Genomic DNA, 20,696 nt, shown 5'->3' on the forward strand with positions numbered 1-20,696 from the left:
CCCTACGCCCGCCGCTTGTACGCCCTGGTCGCCAGCGGGAAGAACACCGCGAAGATACCCAGGCCCCACAGCACCGTCGCCAGCACCGGCCCGGCCACCGCGCCGCCCTCCATCAGGCCGCGGGACGCCTCCATCGCCTTGGACACCGGGTTGACGTCCACCCAGGACTGCAGCCAGCCGGGCAGGGTGTCGGTGGGCGCCAGCACGCCCGTACCGAAGGTGAGCGGGAACAGCGCCATGAAGCCGATGCCCTGCACCGCCCCCGGCTCCCGCGCCAGCATGCCGATCAGCACGAACACCCAGCTGAAGCAGAACGCGAACGCCATCACCAGCAGACAGGCGGCCAGCGCGGACAGCGGGTCGGTGCTGATCCGGAACCCGACCGCGTACGCGAAGCCGAGCTGCACGACGATCGTCACGACGAAGCGGATGACGTCGCCGAGCACCGATCCGATCAGCGGCGCCGTACGGGCGATGGGCATGGAGCGGAAGCGGTCGAAGACGCCCTTCTTGATGTCGTCGTTGAGGTTGATGCCGGTCTGGACGGACGCGAACATCACGTTCATGACCATGAGCGCCGGCACCAGGAACTGCAGATAGTCGTGGGTGGAGCCGGCGATGGCGCCGCCCAGCAGGTACACGAACATCACGATGAACAGCACCGGTTGGAGCGTTACATCCAGGAGCTGCTCGGGGGTGCGCAGGGTCTTCGTCAGGCTGCGGCGGGCCAGCGCGAAGCTGTGCCGGGCCAGCGGGAACGGGCGCTTCGGCCCGCCGTCACGGCGCGGCGCGGTGACCCGCTCGGGGGCGGTGAGGGTGGTGGTCATCAGGCGGCCTCGCTCTCGTCAGTGACGTCTTTTGCGGCCCCGTGGCCGGTCAGGTTGAAGAACACGTCGTCCAGGTCCGGCAGCCTCAGCGACAGCTCTGCCACCGTGATCCCGTCCTCGTCCAGCCGCCGTACGACCGCGCCGAGGATCGCGTCGTCCTCGACCGGCACGGTCAGCACGCCGCGCATCGGCGACTCCGGCTCGTGGCCGGAAACCTCGGTGAGGAGCGCGGCGGCCTGCAGCAGCCGCGCCGGGTCCTGCGGCCGCAGCTGCAGATGGCGGCCGCCGACCCGCCGCTTGAGCTCGTCCGGCGTGCCGTGGGCGATGACCCGGCCGTGGTCGATGACGGAGATCTCGTCGGCGAGCGCATCGGCCTCGTCCAGGTACTGGGTGGTGAGCAGCACGGTGGCGCCGTCGGCGACCAGTGACCGCACGATGCCCCACATGTCCTCGCGGCGTACGGGGTCGAGGCCGGTGGTCGGCTCGTCCAGGTAGATGACGTCGGGGCGCCCGACGAGGGAGGCGGCGAGGTCGAGGCGCCGCCGCATGCCGCCGGAGTACGTCTTGACCTGCCGGCCGGCCGCCTCGGTGAGCTCGAAGTGCGCCAGCAGCTCGCGCGCCCGCGCGCGGGCGGCGCCGGTGCGCAGGTCGAGGAGCCGGCCGATGAGGACGAGGTTCTCGGTGCCGGTGAGGTCCTCGTCGACGGAGGCGTACTGGCCGGTGAGCCCGATCAGCCGCCGCACCTCCTCGGCCTTGCGGACGACGTCGAGGCCGCCGACGGTGGCGACGCCCGCGTCGGGACGCAGCAGTGTGGCGAGGATCCGTACGGCGGTGGTCTTCCCGGCCCCGTTCGGACCCAGCACGCCGAGCACGGTGCCCGGCTGGGCGGCAAGGTCGATGCCATCCAGCGCGGTCGTCGCCCCGAACCGCTTGACCAGGCCTTCGGCCCGGAATGCGTAGGTCATGGTGGTGTCTCCTTCTGGGTGTGCTTACGGAGGAAGGCTGGCGGAGGGCGCTGGCAGGGCGCGCACACGGCGCTGGCATGGGCCAGGGAGACTGGCAGGGTGACTGATCGCCTTGCCGCTGCTGATCTGCCCGTGCGTTCCGCGCTGCCCGCGCTCCGTGCTGCCCTCGACTCGCGCGGTGCGGCCGTACTCTGCGCGCCTCCGGGGACCGGCAAGACCACCCTCGTGCCCCTGGTGCTCGCCGGGCTGGACGGGCGCGGGCCCGTGCGGAAGGTCGTCGTGGCCGAGCCGCGGCGGATGGCGGCGCGGGCGGCTGCGCGGCGGATGGCGTGGTTGCTCGGGGAGGAGGTCGGTGGGCGGGTCGGGTTCACCGTGCGTGGGGAGCGGCGGGCCGGGCCGCGGACCGTGGTCGAGGTCGTGACCACGGGTGTGCTGCTGCAGCGGCTGCAGCGGGATCAGGAGCTGAGCGGCACGGATGTGGTGATCCTCGACGAGTGCCATGAGCGGCATCTGGACGCTGATACGACGGCGGCCTTCCTGCTCGATGTACGAGCCGCGCTGCGGCCTGAGTTGCGGCTTGTCGCGGCTTCGGCGACGACCGATGCCGCGGGCTGGGCGCGGCTGCTCGATGCGGATGTGGTCGAGGCCGAGGGGGTGTCGCATCCCGTGGAGGTGGTGTGGGCGCCGCCGCCCCGTCCCGTACGGCCGCCCCATGGAATGCGGGTCGATCCGGCGCTGCTCGACCATGTCGCGGCGACGGTGCGGCGGGCGCTCGCCGAGCGGGAGGGGGATGTGCTGTGCTTCCTGCCCGGGGTCGGGGAGATCGCGCGGGTGGCGGGGATGCTCGGCGGCGCGGGCCGTACGGACGCCCCCGGCATCGAAGTGCTCCAAGTCCACGGCCGCGCCCCCGCCGCCACCCAGGACGCCGTCCTCGCCGGCCGCGGCCCCGGCGATCGGCGGCGGGTCGTGCTGGCCACCTCCGTCGCCGAGTCCAGCCTCACCGTGCCCGGCGTCCGGATCGTCGTCGACGGCGGCCTGGCCCGCGAGCCGCGTACGGACCACGCCCGCGGCCTCGCCGCACTCGCGACCGTACGGGCCTCACAGGCATCCGCCCGGCAGCGCGCCGGCCGCGCGGGCCGGGAGGCGCCGGGTGCCGCCTACCGCTGCTGGCCGGAGGCGGAGCAGGCGCGGCTGCCGCGCTATCCGGCGCCGGAGATCGCGGTGGCGGACCTGACGGCCTTTGCGCTGCAGGCGGCCTGCTGGGGCGACCCCGAGGCGAGTGACCTGGCGCTGCTGGACCCGCCGCCGCCCGGGGCGATGGCCGCGGCCCGCGACACGCTGCACGCGCTCGGCGCCCTGGACGCGGCCGGCCGCGCCACGCCCCGGGGCGCAGCGCTCGGCCGGCTGGGCGTCCATCCGCGGCTGGCGCGGGCGCTGTTGGACGGTACGGCCGAGGTCGGCGCGCGCGCCGCGGCGGAGGCGGTGGCGCTGCTGAGCGAGGAGCCCCCACGCGAATACGGCGACGATCTGGCCGCGGCCTTGCGCAGGGCGCAGCGCGGCCAGGACGGCTACGCGGCGCGCTGGCGCACGGAGGCGCGGAGGCTGGAGCGGGCGGTGCGGCAAGGCAGGGATGAATCCCGACAACCCGCAGGCCGGCCGCCGCAAGAAGCCCCCGCCCTGATCGCCGCCCTGGCCTTCCCCGAGCGCATCGCGAAAGCCCGTAACAGCGACACCTACCTCATGACCTCCGGCACCGGCGCCCAACTCGACCCCGCATCCCCCCTCCGCAACAGCCCCTGGCTGACCATCGCCGTGGCCGACCGCCCCGTCGGCCGAGCCGACGCCCGCGTGCGCCTGGCCGCGCACATCGACGAGGACACCGCCCGCCGCGCAGCCGCGCCCCTCCTCGTCGAAGAGGACGACATCCGCTGGGACAGCGGCCGCAGAGCGGCCATTGCCCGCCGGATCACCCGCCTCGGCGCCATCGAGCTCGACTCGACCCCGCTCCGCAAGCCCGACCCCGGCGCCCTCCGCACCGCCCGCCTCGACGCCCTGACCCGCGACGGCCTCGCCTCCGTACTGCACTGGCCGGCACCCGCCGCCGCCCTCCGCGAGCGCCTTGCCTTCCTCCACCATCACCTCGGCGACCCCTGGCCCGACGTCTCCGACGCGGCGCTCGTCCAAAGCGCCGCCGACTGGCTCCCGGACAACCCCGCCACCCGCCCCGACCCCAAGGCGCTCCTCACCGCCCTCCTCCCCTGGTCCACCGGCGAGGCCGCCCGCCTCGACGAACTCGCCCCGGAGCGCGTCGAGGTGCCCACCGGCTCCCGTATCCGCATCGATTACGCCGATCCCGCGCAGCCCGTACTGGCGGTGAAGCTGCAGGAGCTGTTCGGCCTGACCGACACCCCGCGGATCGCGGACGGCCGCGTCCCGCTGCTCGTCCACCTGCTGTCCCCCGCCGGCCGCCCCGCCGCGGTCACCGCCGACCTCAAGTCCTTCTGGGCGGAGGGCTATCGCTCCGTACGAGCGGAGCTGCGCGGCCGCTACCCGAAGCACCCCTGGCCGGAGGACCCGGCCACCGCCGAGCCCACCCGCCGTACCAAAGCCGCCCAGGACCGGGACCTCAGGCGCTGACCGGCTCCGGCGCCGTCGCCCCGCTGCCGGCGGTCGCCGCGGGCCGGCGCGAGCGGGCCTCCAGCCACAGGCTCAGGCCCAGCAGGATGCCGCCGGTGACGATCAGGCCGATCGGCAGGTAGGTGTGCATCAGCAGCACCAGCTGGCGCTGGGACTTCGCCAGGTCCACGAGGTGGTTCACGTAGTCGGGGCGCATCTTGACGTCGCCGGAGAAGGCCGGCAGCGGCTCCTTGTCCGGCTGGTCGGTCCAGCGCATCTCCTCCTTGTGCACCTCGCCGCCGTTGACCGGGGCGCCGGTCGTCGGCTCGACGTAGAAGTAGCGCTTGGTGGAGTACCAGCGCTCCAGGCCCAGCTGTTTGATGGTCTTCGGCGTGATGCCGAGCGCCAGCTTCTTCGGCAGCGGGGTCTTCGACCACGGGATGGTCTGCTCGAAGTAGTAGGTCTCCAGGCCGTGGAAGTTACGGACGCCCTTGAAGTGGATCGGCGCGGACTTGCGGACCTGGGCGTCGAAGTACTCGTAGTCGCGCTTCTCGGCGAAGAACGGCCACTTGAACTCGATGCCGGAGCGCCGCACCGGGTCCTTGTCGACGGACTCGCCGGTGGCGTGCACCGGCTCCTGGGTGTGGCCGTCGAAGTAGTAGGTCTCGGGGAGCGAGGAGACCAGCTTGCCCTTGTCGTCGAGGACGTGGCTGAGCGTGTCCCAGGCGACGACGTCCTTGCCGGTCTCCTCTTTGACCTGCTCGGCCTTCTGCACGTTGCCCTTGACCGTTTGGACGATCGTGACCTTGTCGACCTTGCGGGGCTTGAGGTTGGCGTAGTTGATGAGGGTGGCGTTCTTCGCCTCCAGGACGGTCGCCTGGTACTGGCCCTGCGGCACCTGCACCAGCTTGGGGAACGCGTACCAGCGGATCAGCGGCGACAGCGTGAAGGCGAAGACGGCGAAGGCGAGCAGGACCAGGCTGGCCTTGCGGTGCATGGTGGCGGCGGTGCGGCGCATGAGCGACAACCCCTCCTCGGGTCAGGGGTGCTCGGGCGGTGAGGTGAGCATCTTCTTCGGCGAGGTGTCGTTCGGCGGTGGCGGCGAGCCGAGCGCCGTCATGGTGAAGACGAGCGCGAAGGCGGCGGCCAGGCCGATGGCCGCGGCTATGAGTGCACGCATGCCGTCCTCCCAGATCTGATGGTGTGTCAGGTGAGGAGGCGCACGGTAGCAATGCCGGGCTGAGAGGGGAACACCCTGCGCAAACCGCCCCGCCAACCGTGATCGGCCGGCGGGGCGGTTGGGTTGCCGCGTGGGTCAGGCGACCTTGAACTCCAGGGTGAGCACCGCGCCACCCGTGGTGGTGATGCGGAGCAGGAAGGTGCCGGTGGTGTCGTCGGCGTAGACCTTCGGGAGCTTCAGGAGGCCGTCGGCGTCCGTCTTCAGGGCCAGCTTGCGGAGCGGTTTGCCGTCGGCGCCCTTGAAGTACGGGCCCTTGTCGTTGGCGTCCGCGTTGTCGGCGGACTTGACGAAGGTCGCCGTCGCCGCGACGCCGGTCGCCTCGGCGCCGTTGTACGTGGCCTTGGCAGTGACGTCCGCCGCGAACTCGCCGCCGGGCTTGGCGGTGAGCGCGTCATCGCCGACGCGGGCGAGCTTGTCGGCCTCGGCGGCGGTCACGGTGGCGGCGAGGTCCTTGCTGACCGTACGACCGTTCACCTTGGCGCGGACGGTGAAGGCGCCCTCGTCGGAACCGGCCTTGAGCGCGGGGGCGGTGGCGGTGCCGCTGCTCGTGGTGTCGACGGTGGCGGAGGTCGTGCCGTCGCTGAAGCGGGCGTCGGTGGTGCCGCGGATGGTGAAGGTGACGGTGGCGCCCTTGATCGCGCTGCCGCCGGATGTCTCGGCCTTGACCTTGGCCCGTACCGGGAAGGTGGTGCGGGCGGGGGTGGCGAGCTTGCCGGAGGTGGCGTTGTCGAGGTGGTCGACGCGGGCTTCGGGGGTGGTGGGGGTTTCGGAGCCATTGCCGGGCGGCGTGGAGCCTCCGCCGCCGTTACCAGGCGGCGAGGAGTCGCCTCCGCCGCCGGGCTTGGATCCGCCGGATCCGGGCGTCTCGGACCCGCTCGGCCCCGGGCTCGGGCTCTTCGACGACCCGTCGCCGCTCGGCTCATCACTCCGGTGCCCCGGCAGCGGCCCCTTGCCGTCCGGCACCTCGTGCGCGCCGCCCTCGCGGTAGAACTTCAGCCACGACAGCACCGTCCGCACATACGCGTCGGAGTTGTTGTAGCCGAGGATCGCGCGGCGCAGGTCGGCGTCGTTGGAGAGGTCGCGGTCGCCCGCGCACAGGTATTTGGCGGCGGCGAGGGACGCGTCGTAGACGTTGTTCGGGTCGCGCTTGCCGTCGTCGTTGGCGTCCTGGCCCCAGCGGTTCCAGGTGCCCGGGATGAACTGCATCGGGCCGACCGCGCGATCGTGGGTCTTGTCGCCGTCGTACGCGCCGTTGTCGGTGTCGGTGATGTTGGCGAAGCCGCTGCCGTTGAGGACCGGGCCCAGGATGGGGCTCTTGGTGGTGCCCCGGGCGTCGACATTGCCGCCGCGGGCGTGGCCGGACTCGACCTTGCCGATCGCGGCGAGCAGCTGCCAGGGCAGATTGCAGCCGGGCTGCGAGGAGTTCAGCTCGGTGGCGGCCTTCTTGTACGCGTCGAGGACGGTGGCCGGTATGCCCGCCTCGCCGCCGCCGGCGGGCGTCGCGCCGGTGCCCTCGCCGGGGGTTTTGAGGGGCGGAAGGTCGGTGTAGTAGGGCGAGTCGCCGGATATGCCGGGCTCGTCGTCCACCGGGTCGTCCGCGAGGTCGCTGCTCTTGCCGGGATTGTCGGGGAGGAGCGCGGGCGCCGCGGAGGCCCCGAGCCCAGCCATGGCGACCGCGGCTATCGCCGCGCTCGCCGCCCCTCTTCGCAAACGTCGGCCGAAAGGCGCTGCCATTGCGTTACGTCCCCTCCCACACCGCTTGTTGCCGGGCACCCGGCCAGCGGCCACGGCAATACGCGTGACAGTACTTCAACTTGAGGTGCGGATCTACCGGGCTCAAGCGACAGATTTGCGTCAGTCGTGGTCAGTCAGGACCCGGGATGTGAGCGCTTCGCCGCGGGTGTCGTACGGCCCAGTGCCGTGTGGACCGCACGAGCCACGTGTTCGACGGTGCGTACGCCGGTGTCCATGGTGGCGCTGCCCGTCGTCAGCACCGCGATGCGGTAGTCGCGGTCGCCGCCGCCGACCGTGCCGACGCTGTGCACCCGCCAGCCGCCCGACGGGCGCGGCAGCCAGCCGTTCTTCAGCCGCACCCGGGCGCCCTCGGGGGCCCCGGCGGTGACGCCCCAGCGCTGGCCCGTACGGATGTGGGCGAGCAGGTCGCGCATGTACGCGCGGGAGGCGTCGGTCGCGAGGGGTGAGTCCTTGCGGGTGAGGTGGTCGAGGAGGGTGAGCTGGTCGCGGGCGGTGGTCTGGCTGAGGCCCCAGTAGCGGCCCCAGCCGAGCCGGGTGTCGTCGAGCCCGGCCTTGTCGAGGAAGCGCTGCATCCGCTCGCGGCCGACGTGACTCCAGAGCCGGCTGGCGGCGTTGTTGTCGGAGGCGGTGATCATCGGGCGCAGCTGCTGCTTCTCGGACGGGCTCAGCGTGCGGTGCTCCTGCTTGGCCCGGTACGCGACCGCCTGCATGATCATGAGCTTGGCGACGCTGGCGGTCTCGATGCGCCGGCGCGGGTTGTGCGCGCAGTCGATGCCACGGCGGGCGTCGTGCACCGCGAAGGCGGCGGTCCCCGGCCGCCCTTGCAGCGCCTTGCGCAGGTCCCGCTCCAGCTGCCGCGCGATGCCGGGGTGATCCTCGGAGGTGCAGGTGACGGCTGCGCCCGCGCCCCGGGGGTGCGGCTCCGCGGCGGCCTGCCCGGGCAGCGCGCAGGCGAGCAGGGCCGCCAGAGTCACGGTGGGCAGGAAGTGGGGTGCGGCCGCGTGCGTAACGCGCATGGGGTGTACTCCGGCTGGCTGGTGGTCACATGGGGGGACACACCAGCCTGCCGAACGCGATCACCAACCTGACGCAGACGCGCCGGGAATGCCGCCCGCATTTAGGCGCCGCCTAGTGAGCAGCCGACTCCCAGTCCGGCCCCACACCCACCGACACGTCCAGTGGCGCGCGCAGCTGCACGGCCCCCGCCATCTCGCGCCGCACCAGCTCCTCGACCTGCTCCCGCTCGCCGGGGACGAGCTCCAGCACGATTTCGTCGTGCACCTGGAGGAGGAGCCGCGAGCGCAGCTCCGCCGCGCGCAGCGCCTCGTCCACCCGCAGCATCGCGATCTTGACGATGTCGGCCGCGGTGCCCTGGATCGGCGCGTTGAGCGCCATCCGCTCGGCCATCTCGCGGCGCTGCCGGTTGTCGCTGTTGAGGTCCGGCAGGTAGCGGCGGCGCCCCAGAATGGTCTCCGTATAGCCGGTGGCGCGCGCCTCGTCGACGACCCGGCGCAGATAGTCCCGTACGCCACCGAAGCGCTCGAAGTACTGGTCCATCAGCTTGCGCGCCTCGGCCGCCTCGATGCTCAGCTGGCCGGAGAGCCCGAAGGCGGACAGGCCGTAGGCCAGCCCGTACGACATCGCCTTGATCTTGCGCCGCATCTCGGCATCCACGCCGCTGCGCTCGACGCCGAACACCTGGGAGGCGACGGTGTCGTGCAGGTCCTCGCCGGAGGTGAACGCCTCCAGCAGGCCCTCGTCCTCCGAGAGATGGGCCATTACCCGCAGCTCGATCTGGCTGTAGTCGGCGGTGAGGAGCGATTCATAGCCCTCGCCTACGACGAAGCCGCGCCGGATCGCCCGGCCCTCGTCCGTACGCACCGGGACGTTCTGCAGGTTCGGGTCGGTGGAGGACAGCCGGCCGGTGGCCGCGACGATCTGGCTGAAGGTGGTGTGGACCCGGCCGTCGGGCGCGATCGTCTTGATCAGGCCCTCCACCGTGGACCGCAGCTTGGACTGCTCGCGGTGGCGCAGCATGATCACCGGAAGCTCGTTGGTGGTCTGCGCGGCCAGCCATGCCAGGGCGTCGGCGTCCGTGGTGTAACCGGTCTTGGTCTTCTTCGTCTTGGGCAGGTTCAGCTCGCCGAAGAGGACTTCCTGCAGCTGCTTGGGCGAGCCGAGGTTGAACTCCCGCCCGGCCGCGTCATGCGCCTCCTTGACGGCCTGCTGCACCGCGCCGGCGAACTGCTGCTCCATCGCCTGCAGATGCTCGCGGTCGGCCGCGATCCCGGCCCGCTCCATCCGCGCGAGCAGCGCGGACACCGGCAGCTCCATGTCGTGCAGCAGCTCGGTCGCGCCGACCTCGTCGAGCCGGGTGCCGAACGCCTCGCCCAGGTCCAGCACCGCCCGCGCCTTGCGCATCAGCACATCGGCCTCGGCCTGGTCGTCGGCGCCGAGCGCCAGCTGGCCGTCGGCCGCGGTGGCCGGCTCCAGCTCCCGGCCCAGGAACTCGACGCTCAGCGCGTCCAGCGCAAAGCTGCGCCGGCCGGGCTGCACCAGATAGGCGGCGAGGGCGGTGTCCATGGCGATCCCGGCGAGCGACCAGCCGTGCTCGCCAAAGACCCGGAAGAGGCCCTTCGCGTCATGCACCGTCTTGGGCTTGTCCGCGTCGGCCAGCCAGGCGGCGAAGGCCCGCTCGTCGCCCTCGTTCAGCTGCGCCGGGTCGAACCATGCGGCCGGGCCGCCGGCCGCGGCGAGGGCCACCTCGGCGACGCTGCCGGTGCCCAGCCTCCACGTGTCCACGGTGGCGAGGCCGAGCGGCTGCGCGCCATGCTCGGCCAGCCAGCCGGCGAGCTCGCCGTCGCCGATGACGGTGCCGTCCACCTCGACCCCGGCCTCCGGGGCGGCGGCCTCTGCCTCGGCCACGCCCGGGTCGGCGGCCATCAGCCGGTCGCGGAAGTTCTGGTGCCGGAACTCCAGCGCGTCCAGGACGACATTGAGCGCCTCGCGGTCGTACGGCTGCCGTGTCAGCTCGGCCGGCCGCCCGTCCAGCTCGACATCGCGGACCAGCTCGGTCAGGCGGCGGTTGAGCCGGACGGAGTCGATGTGCGCCCGGAAGTTCTCGCCGCCCTTGCCGGTGATCTTGTCGGCGTTCTCCAGCAGGGCGTCGAAGGAGCCGAACTTGCTGATCCACTTCACGGCGGTCTTCTCGCCGAAGCCGGGGACGCCGGGGAGGTTGTCGGAGGAGTCGCCGCGGATGGCGGCCACGTCGGGGTAGATGCCCGGCGGCACCCCGTACTTCTCCTCTACATAGGACGGGGTCATGCGGGCCAGCTCGGAGACGCCGCGCATCGGATACAGCACCGTGACGTGATCCGACACGAGCTGGAAGGAGTCGCGGTCGCCGGTGACGATCAGGACGTCGAAGCCCTCGGCCTCCGCCTGGGTGGCGAGCGTGGCGATGACGTCGTCCGCCTCGAAGCCGTCCACGGCGAAGCGGCGCACGTGCATGGCGTCGAGCAGCTCGCCGATCAGCTCGACCTGCCCCTTGAAGTCGTCGGGGGTCTTCGACCGGTTCGCCTTGTACTCGGAGAACTCCGCCGACCGCCAGGTCTTCCGCGATACGTCGAAGGCGACGGCGAGATGCGTGGGCGTCTCGTCGCGCAGCGTGTTCGCCAGCATCGACGCGAAGCCGTAGATCGCGTTCGTCGTCTGCCCCGTCGTGGTGGAGAAGTTCTCCGCGGGCAGGGCGAAAAATGCCCGGTATGCCAGAGAGTGTCCATCCAGCAGCATCAGGCGCGGTCGGGTCGTCTTCGGTCCGTTCTCAGCCACGTAGGCGATCCTCCCACGGACCACTGACATCGCTGCAACGCCGGACCGCACTCACCCCGGGCCCCGGCGCTGCAGCGCGTCGGTTACGCCCCTACAACGCCCGTAGCACCAGCGTCGCCGCCGCCGTCCCCGCGCCCAGGGCGAGCGCCGCGCCGGCCCAGGTGAAGCCGGAGCGCTGCCACGGCCGGCCCGCGTCCAGGGCCAGCCGGCCCGGGCCCAGGAAGGCGACCGCGGCCGCCGCCGTCAGATACGTCAGCGCCAGCTCGTAGCCCTGGTACAGGCCCGCGTCCAGCTCGGTCGCGATCGCGTTGATCATCGTGCCGACGATCGCCGCGCAGCCCAACGGCGTCAGCAGACCCACGGCGAAGAGCAGCCCGCCGCCGGTCTCGCTGCACCCGGCGACGACGGCGAAGAGCTTGCCCGGCTCGTATCCGTCGCCGGCCATTTCCGCGGCCTCCGCCTCGAGCCCGGCACCGCCGAACCAGCCGAACAGCTTCTGCGTGCCGTGCCCGGCGAGCATCAGTCCGAAGACGACGCGGACCAGCAGCAGACCGATGTCCTCGGGACGCGTCCCGCCCCGCGCGGCGGCGCCGGTGGTGCGCTCGGCAACATCTGTCGTGTCGGTGTTCATCGACTCGCTCCCTTCGGGATTACGGCGTCGCCGGGCCCGTGCAGCCAGGCGACCTTGTCGTACAGCTCCTCCCTGGTGAGGGAGGACAGGAGTGCGTTACGGGCGGCGGCGGCAGCTCCCGCGGGGTGGTAGAGGCGCTCGGCCAGAGCGCGCGCCACGCGCTGCGCGCTCGCGGCGCGCTCGTGGCGGCGCTCGTTGTACGCCGCCAATCGCCCCGGAGCCTCCGCAGGACGGCAGTCGTGCAACTCCTCGCCCAGCGCCACCGCGTCCTCGAGCGCCTGGCAGGCGCCCTGGGCGGCGTACTGGAGCATCGGATGCGCGGCGTCCCCGAGCAGCGCCACCCGGCCGTCGGTCCAGCGGGCGACGGGGTCGCGGTCGCAGGACGTCCAGGAGCGCCAGCGGTTGCCGAGCAGCAGCAGCTGCCGGACCCCGCGGTGGGCGCCGGGAAACTGGCGCTGCACATGCGCCCTGGCCGCGGGCGCGCCCGTCACGGCCGTACGGGCGCCGTCGGCGCGGGTGGCGGCGAGGTTCAGCAGCGTGCCGCCGGCGATCGGATAGTGCACGACGTGCCAGTCGGGTCCGGCCCACAGCGTGACGCTCTGCGAGCGCAGCGGCGGCGGCACGCCCGCCATGGGGACGACCGAGCGGTAGACGGTGTGCCCGGAGACCCGCGGCTCCCCGTCGCCGATCAGCCGGCGGCGCACGGCCGAGCGGATGCCGTCGGCGCCGAGCAGCACGTCGCCGCCGACCCGCCGGCCGGTGGCGGTCACCGCGGTGACCCGGTCCGGGCTCTGCTCGTACGCCGCCACCTCCTGCCCGGCGTGAAGCTCGATGCCGGGCGCCGCGCGGCAAGCGGCCAGCAGTGGCTCCAGGAGGTCGCCGCGGTGCACGACCGCGTACGGGTTGCGGAACCGCCGGCGATACGAGCCGGTGAGCGGCATCCGGGCGACCCGGCGGCCCGACGTGCCGTCCATGAAGCGCAGTTCGGATACGTATACGGCGCGTTCCCGCACGGCGGTGGCCACTCCGAGGCGTTCGAGCGCCCGGAAGGCATTCGGGGCGAGCTGGATGCCCGCTCCCAGCTCCTCGAAGCGGTCCTGGCGCTCCAGGACCGTGACCCGGTGGCCGCGGGCGGCGGCCGCGAGCGCGGCCGCCAGCCCGCCGATGCCGCCGCCGGCGACGATCAGCCGCAGACCTTCAGCAATGATGGCCATGGCGACTCAGGTCGCCACCCGGGCCGCGCCCAGCGCCGCCATCAGTGGCTCGGTCGCCGTAACCACCGCGCAGCGCTTGGCCGCATAGTCGAGGGCGAGGTCGTGGTAGGCACGGGTGAAGTCCGCCACCGCGTCCGCCACCAGGAAGGGCTGGATGTCGTGGCTGAAGGCGTCCACTGCGGTCATCAGCACGCCCACGTGCGCGTACACCCCGCACAACAGCAGCTGATCGAGCCCGCGTTCGCGCATCCGCTCCAGCAGCCCGGTGCGGAAGAACGCGCTGTAACGCCACTTGGTCAGCATCCAGTCGTCGGGCCCCGCCGTGAGCGGCGGCACCAGCTGCCGGTCCTCCTCCTGCACCCTCATCCCCGGGCCCCACATGTCCTTCAGCAGCCCGCGCTCGGTCTCCGTCATGCCGCCGGGCTGGGCGGTGAAGGCGACCGGGATGCCGAGATCCGCGCACCGCTGCCGCAGCCGGGCGACGTTGGGTATCAGCGCGTCGGCGGGGGTACGGGCCGCCAGCAGCGGGCGCAGGAAATAGCTCTGCATGTCATGGACGAGCAGCAGCGCCCGCCCCGGGTCCGGCCGCCAGCCGGCGGTGCTGGCCGGCAACTGGTGTGCGGCGGGCATCGGGTAGGGATCGACGGGCGGTAATGACGCCATGGACGTCGTCCTTTCGCGTTCGGTCTTTCGCGTTGGGTGCGGGGTCAGGCAGGCGGGTCAGGCAGGCGGATCAGGCGCCGAGTGCGGCGCCGCCGTCGACGGTCAGGGTGTGCAGGGTGATGTGCGCGGCCTGCTCGGAGAGCAGGAACGCGACGGCCGCGGCCACGTCCGCGGGGCGGCCGAGGCGGCCGAGCGGGATGCCGGTGCGGTACTCCGACGGGATCCCGTCGACGTACGCCCGCTCCCCGCCGTCCCGCAGCAGCGGCGCGAGCATCGGGGTGTCGGTGGAGCCGGGCGCCACCACGTTGCAGCGCACGCCGTACCGCGCCACCTCAAGCCCCAGGCATTTGGTGTACATGGCCGCCGCCGCTTTGGAGGCGCCATAGGCGGCCATGCCGGTACGGGGCACGGCGGCGGCGTTGGAGGCGACGGTCACCACCGCGCCGCGCCGGCGCCCGCGCATCCGCCGCACCACCGCGCGGCAGACCCGGATGACCCCGAAGGCGTTGACGGCGAAGGCGTCCTCGAAGTCGTCGTCGGTCAGGTCGGTGGCCTCGCCGGTACGGAGCACACCGGCGGCGTTCACCAGGTGCCGTACGGGGCCGAGTTCGCGCTCCACTGCGGCGACGAGGCGGTCGACCTCCGCGGCGGAGGTCACATCGCAGGTGTAGGTCCGCAGCGGAGCGGCCGAGGCGCGCAGCTTGGCCAGTCCTTCGCCGTCCAGGTCCACGGCGGCGACCACGTCGTCGCGGGCGGCGAGCGCGGCGGCGACCTCGGCGCCGATGCCGCCGGCGGCGCCGGTGACGAGCGCGACCGGACCGGCGGGCAGGGGGGCGGCGGAGCCCGGGGCGTCGCTACGGTTCATGGCGTCCACCCCGCTCATAGCGTCCACCCCGCCTCACCCGGGCCAGGCGGCGGCCACCTTCATGGCCTGCCGTGGGTTCAGCCGCGGGTCGCAGAGGCTGGTGTATTTGTCGCCCACGCCGGACAGCGCGGCGCGGTCGTCGGCGCATTCGGTGACGGCGTCCGGGGTGGCCTCCAGATGCACCCCCGCGGCGGTGCCGCCGGACTCGGTGACGGCGCGGTGGAACTCCACCACCTCCCGGATCAGATCGGGCACCAGGCGGGTCTTGAGCCCGTCGGGCCCCGGCACGGTGTTCCCGTGCATGGGATCGGTCAGCCAGCTGACCGGGTGTCCGGCAGCTCGCACGGCGGCGACCAGCGGCGGCAGCAGCCGGCCGGCGTCCGCGGCGCCGAAGCGGGCGATGAGGGTGAGGCGGCCGGGGATGCGGTGCGGATCGAGCCGCTCGCACAGCGCCACGAGTTCGTTGGCGGTGCTGCCGGGGCCGATTTTCACGGCGACCGGGTTGGCGACGGCGGCGAGCAGCGCGATGTGCGCGCCGTCCGGCTGCCGGGTGCGGTGGCCGACCCACGGCCAGTGGGTGGAGGCGAGCAGCAGCCGGCCGTCGGGCTGCGGGCGCAGCAGCGGCAGTTCATAGTCGAGCAGCAGCGCCTCGTGGCTGGTCCAGACGGCCGAGCCCGGCCGCGGCCGCTCCGCGCCCCAGCCGAGGTGGTGCAGGACGGTGCGCGCGCATTCATAGCCGGTGAGCAGGCGGTACGGGTCCGGCTGCCGGAGTCGCTCGTCGGGCTCCGGGGAGTTGACCATGTGGCCGCGGTAGACCGGGAGTTCGGCGCCGTGCACCACCTCCACGGGCTTGGAGCGGGGCTTGCCGAACTGGCCGGCGAGCCGGCCCGCGCGCAGCACCGGTCTGCGGGTGATCATCGACATGACGCCGGCGAGCATGTCCAGCAGACCGGCCTTGCGGATGGTGTCGTCGGCGGTGCACTCCGCCCAGTCCTCGGCGCAGTCGCCGGCCTGGACGATCGCGATCCGCCCGGCGGCCGCCTCGGCGAGCTGGTCGCGCAGGGCGTCGACGTCCCGCGCCTCGATGAGCGCCGGTAATTCGGCGAGTTCCTCCCGGACGTACCGGATCTCGGTGCGTCCCTCCCAGTCCGGCTGCTGAACCGCCGGCAGGGCCTGGAATGCTGCCCGGATACCGTTCACCTGGCTCCTCCACTTTCACTGGCCTCGGGCCGCCGGGTGTGGCGGCTGTGACCGATGGTGCGGGGCGGCCGACAGGAATGGTCAATTCCGGCCATGACCGCGGCGGATTCAGTCAGGTCGCATTGTTTCCGTCCGGTAAACCGCCACGTGACAGCGGAAATTCAGCTCTCCTCGCCGTTCACTGCGGCGCATTCTCGTAACTCCTCAGGAATAGGTCGACGCCGCCCTGAATGAGCTGCTCGACGAGTCGCGGGTCCACGCCGCCGCCGTACTGGCTGAGCACCAGATGCGGATGCAGGACCAGGCCCGCCAGCTGCAGCGCGGCCAGCGCGGTGTCCGGGATGTCGAGGCGGCCGCGGGCGACCAGCCGGTCGAGGGCGGCCGCGATGGCGGCGTGCTGCCGGGTGGGGCCGCGTTCCAGCCAGGTGAGGCCCAGTTCGGGGAAGCGCCGCCGCTCGGCGGCGATCAGGTCGCGCAGCGCGAGCACCTCGGGTGTGGTGAGGCCGTGCACCCAGGTGCGGCAGGTCTCCACCAGCGCCGCGCGGATGTCCTCCGCCTCCGCCAGCCGCTCGTGGATGACCTCCTGGGACTCGCCGAGCGCCTGGTCGAGGGTCTGTCCGATCACGGCCATGAACAGGCGCTCTTTGCTGCCGAAGTGGTTGTAGACGGTGACCTTCGAGACGCCCGCCTCGGCGGCCAGAAGATCCACTCCGGCGCTGAAGCCCTCGCGCAGGAACACCCGGCGGGCGGCGTCGAGGATCGCCTCGCGCTTGCGTGCGGCGCGCTGCCCGCTCGGGACGACCGACGGTGATGCGGTCTTTCTGCGCATGTCCATGAGTGGTTCCTCTCCTTCTAGCCACCGGCCCGGCCAAGTCCCCATACTAAACTGAACTGTTGAGTTCACAAAGGGGTCAGCATGCACGCTTCCCGGCTCTTCTCGCCCGCTCCGCGGCTCACCCGGATCCGCTTCGCGCTCCTGGCCGCGGTCCAGTCGATGCTGCACATCGCCGTCACCGTCACCTCGGCCGCGGGCCCGGCCATCCAGGACGAACTCCGGCTGAGCAGACCGGAGCTGGCACTCGCGGCGGCCGCGTACGGACTGTCGTTCAGCGGACTGCTGTTACTCGGCGGGCGGCTCACCGACATCGTGGGCCGCCGCCGGCAGTTCACCCTCGGCGTCGCGCTCTTCGCCGCCGCAACCGCCGCCGTGGCGCTGGCCCCCGGCGGCCAGGCACTGATCGCCGCCCGCTTCGCGCAGGGCTGCGGCGCGGCCCTCGCGGCACCCGCCGCCATGGCGCTGCTCGGCGGCGTCTTCCCGGAGCCGGCCGCGCGCCGGCGGGCCCTGGCCGTCTGGGGCTTCCTGGCCGGGCTCGGCGCGGCCACCGGCATCGTGCTCAGCGGCACCCTCGCCACCTGGCTGAGCTGGCGCTGGGGCTTCGGACTGCTGGCCGCCGCGGCGGCGGCGGCCGTCCCCGCCGCCCGCCTGCTCCCGCCCGGCGACGCCCCCCGCCGGCTGCGCGTCGACGTGCTCGGCGCACTGCTCGGCACCGCGGCCCTGTCCGCCCTCGGCTACGGCCTGGTGATGCTCGGCCCGCGCGGCTGGTCGTCGCCGTACGCCCAGCTGCCGCTGGCCGCGGGAGTGGTGGCGCTCGCGCTGTTCGCCGTACGGCAGGCCCGTACGGCCGCGCCGCTGCTGCCCGCCGGGCTGTTCGCCGACCGGCAGCGGGCCACCGCGCTGGCGGCGGCGATGTTCGGCCCGGCCGCGGGCGCCAGCACCGCCTTTCTGATGGCGCTCTACCTGGAGGAGGCGTGCTCGTACTCGGCGCTGCGCACCTCGCTCGTCTTCATCCCGTACACCGTCGTGCTCTTCGCCGCCGGCCGGCTGGCGGGCCGGGCGGTGGCCCGCTTCACGGCTCGCGGCGTCGCGGTCACCGGGCTGCTCACCATCGCCGCGGGGCTCTTCCTCGTCGGCCACCTCCCCGCCCGCTCGCCGCACCTGTCCGCGCCCGTGGTCGCCGGTCTGCTGCTGCTGCCGCTCGGCATCGCCGTGCTCGGCTCCGCGGCCGTGGTGCTGGCCGTGTCCGGGCTGCCGCAGCGGGATGCGGGGCCGGCCGGCGGGGTGGTCAACGCGGCGCTGCTCATCGGCTCCACGGCCGGGGTGGCGCTGATGTCCTCGCTGGCCGCGGCCCGTACCGGCGCGCTCGACGCGGCGGGCCGGCCGGCGGCCGAGGTCGGTGGACCGGCCGAAGTCGGCGGCTATGCCTTCGCGTTCACCGTCGCCGCCGCCGTGCTGCTGCTGGCCGCGCCGCTCGCCGGGTACGGGCTGCGGCGACAGGCATCGCTTGACAACTGAACCGTACAGTTCAGTATGGTGAGGCGCACGCTGCAGCAATTACATGGAATATCCGCGCCCCGCCCCAGGCGAGCGCGTACACGCCGAAAGGGGCGTCCATGCACATGCGCCGGAGCAGCTCGGTCCCGTACCACCACACCGGGAAAACTCCCGCCGAATCACCCGCCACCACACGGCGAATACCGGGCGACTTATCCGAACTACCCGCCCTGCTCGATGAATTATCCGAAGCCCTCTTCGCGTCCTTCCCCCGCCGCGACCAACGCAGGAAGGGCCGGCTCTATCTGGACGGCCTGCTCACCACGCACGGCCGCAAATCCATCCGGCGCATGGCGTACGGCCGCGGCGGTACGGCGCTCGAGCAGCGCCTGCAGCACTTCATCACCGCCTCCACCTGGCCGTGGACGCCGGTACGCGCGGCCCTCGCGGCCCAACTGGAGCGCGCCGCCCCGGCGGCGGCACACGTCGTACAGCTGCTGAGCATCCCCAGATCCGGCGACCAGTCCGTCGGCATCGCCCACCGCTACGACCCGCACCGCGGACAGGCCTACCGCGGCCAGCAGGCCATCGGCGTCTGGCACACCACCGCCCGGTTGAGCGCCCCCGTGCACTGGCGGCTGCTGCTCCCGGGCGAGCCGGTCGCCCCTGACACCCCGGACGGCCCTCCCGCGGCGGAGACCATCCAGGACTGCGCCGCCGCTGCCGCCCTGGAGGCCACGCGGCTCACCGGCCGCCCCGTCCCCGTCATCCTCGACCTGCCCGGCACCTGCGCCGGTACGGCCCTCGACCGGCTCACCGAGGCCGGCCTGCCCACGCTGGTCCGCGCCGACGCGCGGGCGCCCGCCGTCATCGCCGACCCCGCGCTGCCCGGCTACGCCGCACGCTCGCTGTCGGCCTGGCGCATCCTCGCCCTGCGCGGCGGGTTACGGCACCGGGGCACGGCCGCGGGCGCCGGGGTGCGCGTCACGCTGCCGCACGGCTCCGGCGAGCCGCTGTACCTGTTCGGCTCCGCGGATGCCTCCCGGCAACTGTGGTTCGCCAACGCCCACGCGGAGACGGGCGGCAGCCCCGGCGCGCTCGCCGAACGCGTCCGCCAGGACCTCACCCGCGTCGGCGCGCACGCCGGTCTGCGGGACTTCGAGGGCCGCTCATTCGCCGGCTGGCACCGCCACATCACGCTGGCCTCCGCCGCCCACGCGGCAGCCGTACTCGCACTGCAGCAGCGCACGACGCAGCACGCCGCCTGAACCCCACCGGCAACCAAGCCCCCCAATCCCCACCGGCAATCCGAGCCTCATCGCACAGAAACCGGAGCCCTCATGACCACCAGCACCATCAATCAGCCCACTCACACCCCCACTCCCACCACCCCCACCCCCGACTTCGCCGACTTCGGCCCCGCCTCCAGCTACCTGCACCGCTCCCCGCACCGCACCCTGCACGCCACCGGCATCCGCACCACCCTCCCGTTACGCAACGGCACCACCACCGACGCGGCCGCAGCCCTCCACCGCCTGCTCGACGCCGCGGGCACCGGCGACCACGCCCCCACCGTCGCGACCGGGGTACTCCCCTTCCACCCCGAGCACACCGCCGAGCTCCTCGTCCCGCACACCGCCCACTTCACCGGCTCCCCCCGCGCCACCGGCCCCGCCCCGGCCCCCGCACCCCCCGGCCGCTGGCAGCACCGCGCCGTACCCGAACCCGCCGACTACCGCCGGGCCGTAAGCAGGGTCCTCGACCAGCTCGGCACCGAAGACCTGCACAAGGTCGTCCTGGCCCGCACCCTGCACCTCACCGGCCCGCAGCCCATCGACGTCCCCGCGCTGCTACGCCGCCTCGCCCACCGCGAACCGCACGCCCACACCTTCGCGGTGCAGCTGCCGGCGGCGGCCGCCGGGGACAGCCGGCGCCTCCTCATCGGCGCCAGCCCGGAACTGCTCGTCTCCCGCAACGGCACCGCCGTCACCTCGCACCCGCTCGCCGGCTCCGCGCCCCGCACCGCCGACCCCCTCGCCGACCACGAGCGCGCCGAGCGGCTGCTGCGCTCCGCCAAGGACGGCCACGAACACGCCATCGTCGTCGAGGCGATCACCGACACCCTCACCCCGTACTGCCGCAAGCTACGGGTCCCCCGCCACCCGTCCCTGGTCCGCACCTCCACCATGTGGCACCTGGGCACCCGCATCGAGGGCGAACTCCGCGACCCCGACACCACCGCGCTCGACCTGGCCCTCGCGCTGCACCCCACACCCGCCGTGTGCGGCTGGCCCACCGGGCTCGCCCGGCACGTCATAGCCGAGACGGAGCCCTTCGACCGCGACTACTTCACCGGCGCGGTCGGCTGGTGCGACTCCGAGGGCGACGGCGAATGGGTGGTGGCGCTGCGCTGTGCCGAGGTGCAGGGCGCCGGGCTACGGCTCTTCGCAGGCGCCGGCATCGTCCCCGGCTCCGACCCGGACTCCGAACTCGCCGAGACGTCGGCGAAGCTCCGTACCTTCCTCACCGCCCTGGGCGTGGAGGGCGAGGCATGACC

General features: G+C 73.1%; 17 protein-coding genes. 4 read left to right on the plus strand and 13 right to left on the minus strand.

Translation table 11 applies throughout. From position 1 onward, the window contains the following. Positions 1-2: 2 nt before the first annotated feature. Positions 3-827: an ABC transporter permease gene (locus ACNNMR_RS09225; protein ID WP_419994046.1), complete on the minus strand. Its 825-nt coding sequence runs from the start codon at positions 825-827 to the stop codon at positions 3-5. Continuing rightward, positions 827-1,792 carry an ATP-binding cassette domain-containing protein gene (locus ACNNMR_RS09230; protein ID WP_419994047.1) on the minus strand — a complete coding sequence of 322 codons (966 nt, stop codon included), beginning with the start codon at positions 1,790-1,792 and terminating at the stop codon, positions 827-829. The genes ACNNMR_RS09225 and ACNNMR_RS09230 overlap by 1 nt, the downstream gene beginning before the upstream one ends. Before the next feature lie 99 nt (positions 1,793-1,891). Here ACNNMR_RS09230 and hrpB point away from each other — a divergent pair, with 99 nt between their 5' ends. Then, entirely contained in the window at positions 1,892-4,429 is a 2,538-nt protein-coding gene (gene hrpB, locus ACNNMR_RS09235) for an ATP-dependent helicase HrpB (RefSeq protein WP_419994048.1), read from the plus strand. Here hrpB and ACNNMR_RS09240 read toward each other — a convergent pair. The 11 genes from ACNNMR_RS09240 to ACNNMR_RS09290 all read right to left on the minus strand — a co-directional run bounded on the left by ACNNMR_RS09240 (position 4,419) and on the right by ACNNMR_RS09290 (position 16,642). After that, the gene (locus ACNNMR_RS09240) at positions 4,419-5,426 is read right to left on the minus strand and encodes a DUF3068 domain-containing protein (RefSeq protein ID WP_419994049.1); all 1,008 of its coding nucleotides are present in this window, start codon (positions 5,424-5,426) and stop codon (positions 4,419-4,421) included. The genes hrpB and ACNNMR_RS09240 overlap by 11 nt on opposite strands. 21 nt (positions 5,427-5,447) lie before the next feature. Beyond that, positions 5,448-5,588 carry an SPW_0924 family protein gene (locus ACNNMR_RS09245; protein ID WP_419994050.1) on the minus strand — a complete coding sequence of 47 codons (141 nt, stop codon included), beginning with the start codon at positions 5,586-5,588 and terminating at the stop codon, positions 5,448-5,450. A gap of 135 nt (positions 5,589-5,723) precedes the next feature. After that, on the minus strand, positions 5,724-7,316 hold the full coding sequence (locus ACNNMR_RS09250; protein ID WP_419994051.1) for a lytic transglycosylase domain-containing protein: 1,593 nt from the start codon (positions 7,314-7,316) through the stop codon (positions 5,724-5,726). A 200-nt stretch (positions 7,317-7,516) separates the two neighbouring features. Beyond that, positions 7,517-8,419 (minus strand): serine hydrolase, encoded by a 903-nt coding sequence (locus ACNNMR_RS09255; protein ID WP_419994052.1) that lies wholly within the window; start codon positions 8,417-8,419, stop codon positions 7,517-7,519. A 112-nt stretch (positions 8,420-8,531) separates the two neighbouring features. Beyond that, on the minus strand, positions 8,532-11,264 hold the full coding sequence (gene polA / locus ACNNMR_RS09260; protein WP_419994053.1) for a DNA polymerase I: 2,733 nt from the start codon (positions 11,262-11,264) through the stop codon (positions 8,532-8,534). A 61-nt stretch (positions 11,265-11,325) separates the two neighbouring features. After that, a complete protein-coding gene (locus tag ACNNMR_RS09265; RefSeq protein ID WP_419994054.1) occupies positions 11,326-11,865 on the minus strand; it encodes a DoxX family protein in 540 nt (179 codons plus the stop codon). After that, entirely contained in the window at positions 11,862-13,079 is a 1,218-nt protein-coding gene (locus ACNNMR_RS09270) for an FAD-dependent monooxygenase (RefSeq protein WP_419994055.1), read from the minus strand. Before ACNNMR_RS09270 ends, ACNNMR_RS09265 begins: the two co-directional genes overlap by 4 nt. A 6-nt stretch (positions 13,080-13,085) precedes the next feature. Next, positions 13,086-13,742, minus strand: a complete 657-nt coding sequence (locus ACNNMR_RS09275; protein ID WP_419994056.1) for an isochorismatase family protein — start codon at positions 13,740-13,742, stop codon at positions 13,086-13,088. Positions 13,743-13,812: 70 nt separating this feature from the next. Next, positions 13,813-14,607: a 2,3-dihydro-2,3-dihydroxybenzoate dehydrogenase gene (locus ACNNMR_RS09280; protein WP_419994057.1), complete on the minus strand. Its 795-nt coding sequence runs from the start codon at positions 14,605-14,607 to the stop codon at positions 13,813-13,815. A gap of 33 nt (positions 14,608-14,640) precedes the next feature. Next, a complete protein-coding gene (locus ACNNMR_RS09285; RefSeq protein WP_419994058.1) occupies positions 14,641-15,807 on the minus strand; it encodes a 3-deoxy-7-phosphoheptulonate synthase in 1,167 nt (388 codons plus the stop codon). Between the two features lie 178 nt (positions 15,808-15,985). Further along, on the minus strand, positions 15,986-16,642 hold the full coding sequence (locus ACNNMR_RS09290) for a TetR/AcrR family transcriptional regulator (RefSeq protein ID WP_419994059.1): 657 nt from the start codon (positions 16,640-16,642) through the stop codon (positions 15,986-15,988). Between the two features lie 81 nt (positions 16,643-16,723). Here ACNNMR_RS09290 and ACNNMR_RS09295 point away from each other — a divergent pair, with 81 nt between their 5' ends. From ACNNMR_RS09295 to ACNNMR_RS09305, 3 genes are all read left to right on the plus strand, one after another. After that, positions 16,724-18,160, plus strand: a complete 1,437-nt coding sequence (locus ACNNMR_RS09295) for an MFS transporter (RefSeq protein WP_419994060.1) — start codon at positions 16,724-16,726, stop codon at positions 18,158-18,160. Between the two features lie 98 nt (positions 18,161-18,258). Then, positions 18,259-19,407, plus strand: coding sequence for an IS701 family transposase (locus ACNNMR_RS09300; RefSeq protein ID WP_419994061.1), 1,149 nt, complete (start codon positions 18,259-18,261; stop codon positions 19,405-19,407). Between the two features lie 72 nt (positions 19,408-19,479). After that, on the plus strand, positions 19,480-20,694 hold the full coding sequence (locus ACNNMR_RS09305; protein WP_419994062.1) for an isochorismate synthase: 1,215 nt from the start codon (positions 19,480-19,482) through the stop codon (positions 20,692-20,694). Positions 20,695-20,696 lie beyond the last annotated feature (2 nt).

It is taken from the genome of Streptomyces boninensis (assembly GCF_048572725.1).
Classification (GTDB): domain Bacteria; phylum Actinomycetota; class Actinomycetes; order Streptomycetales; family Streptomycetaceae; genus Streptomyces; species Streptomyces boninensis.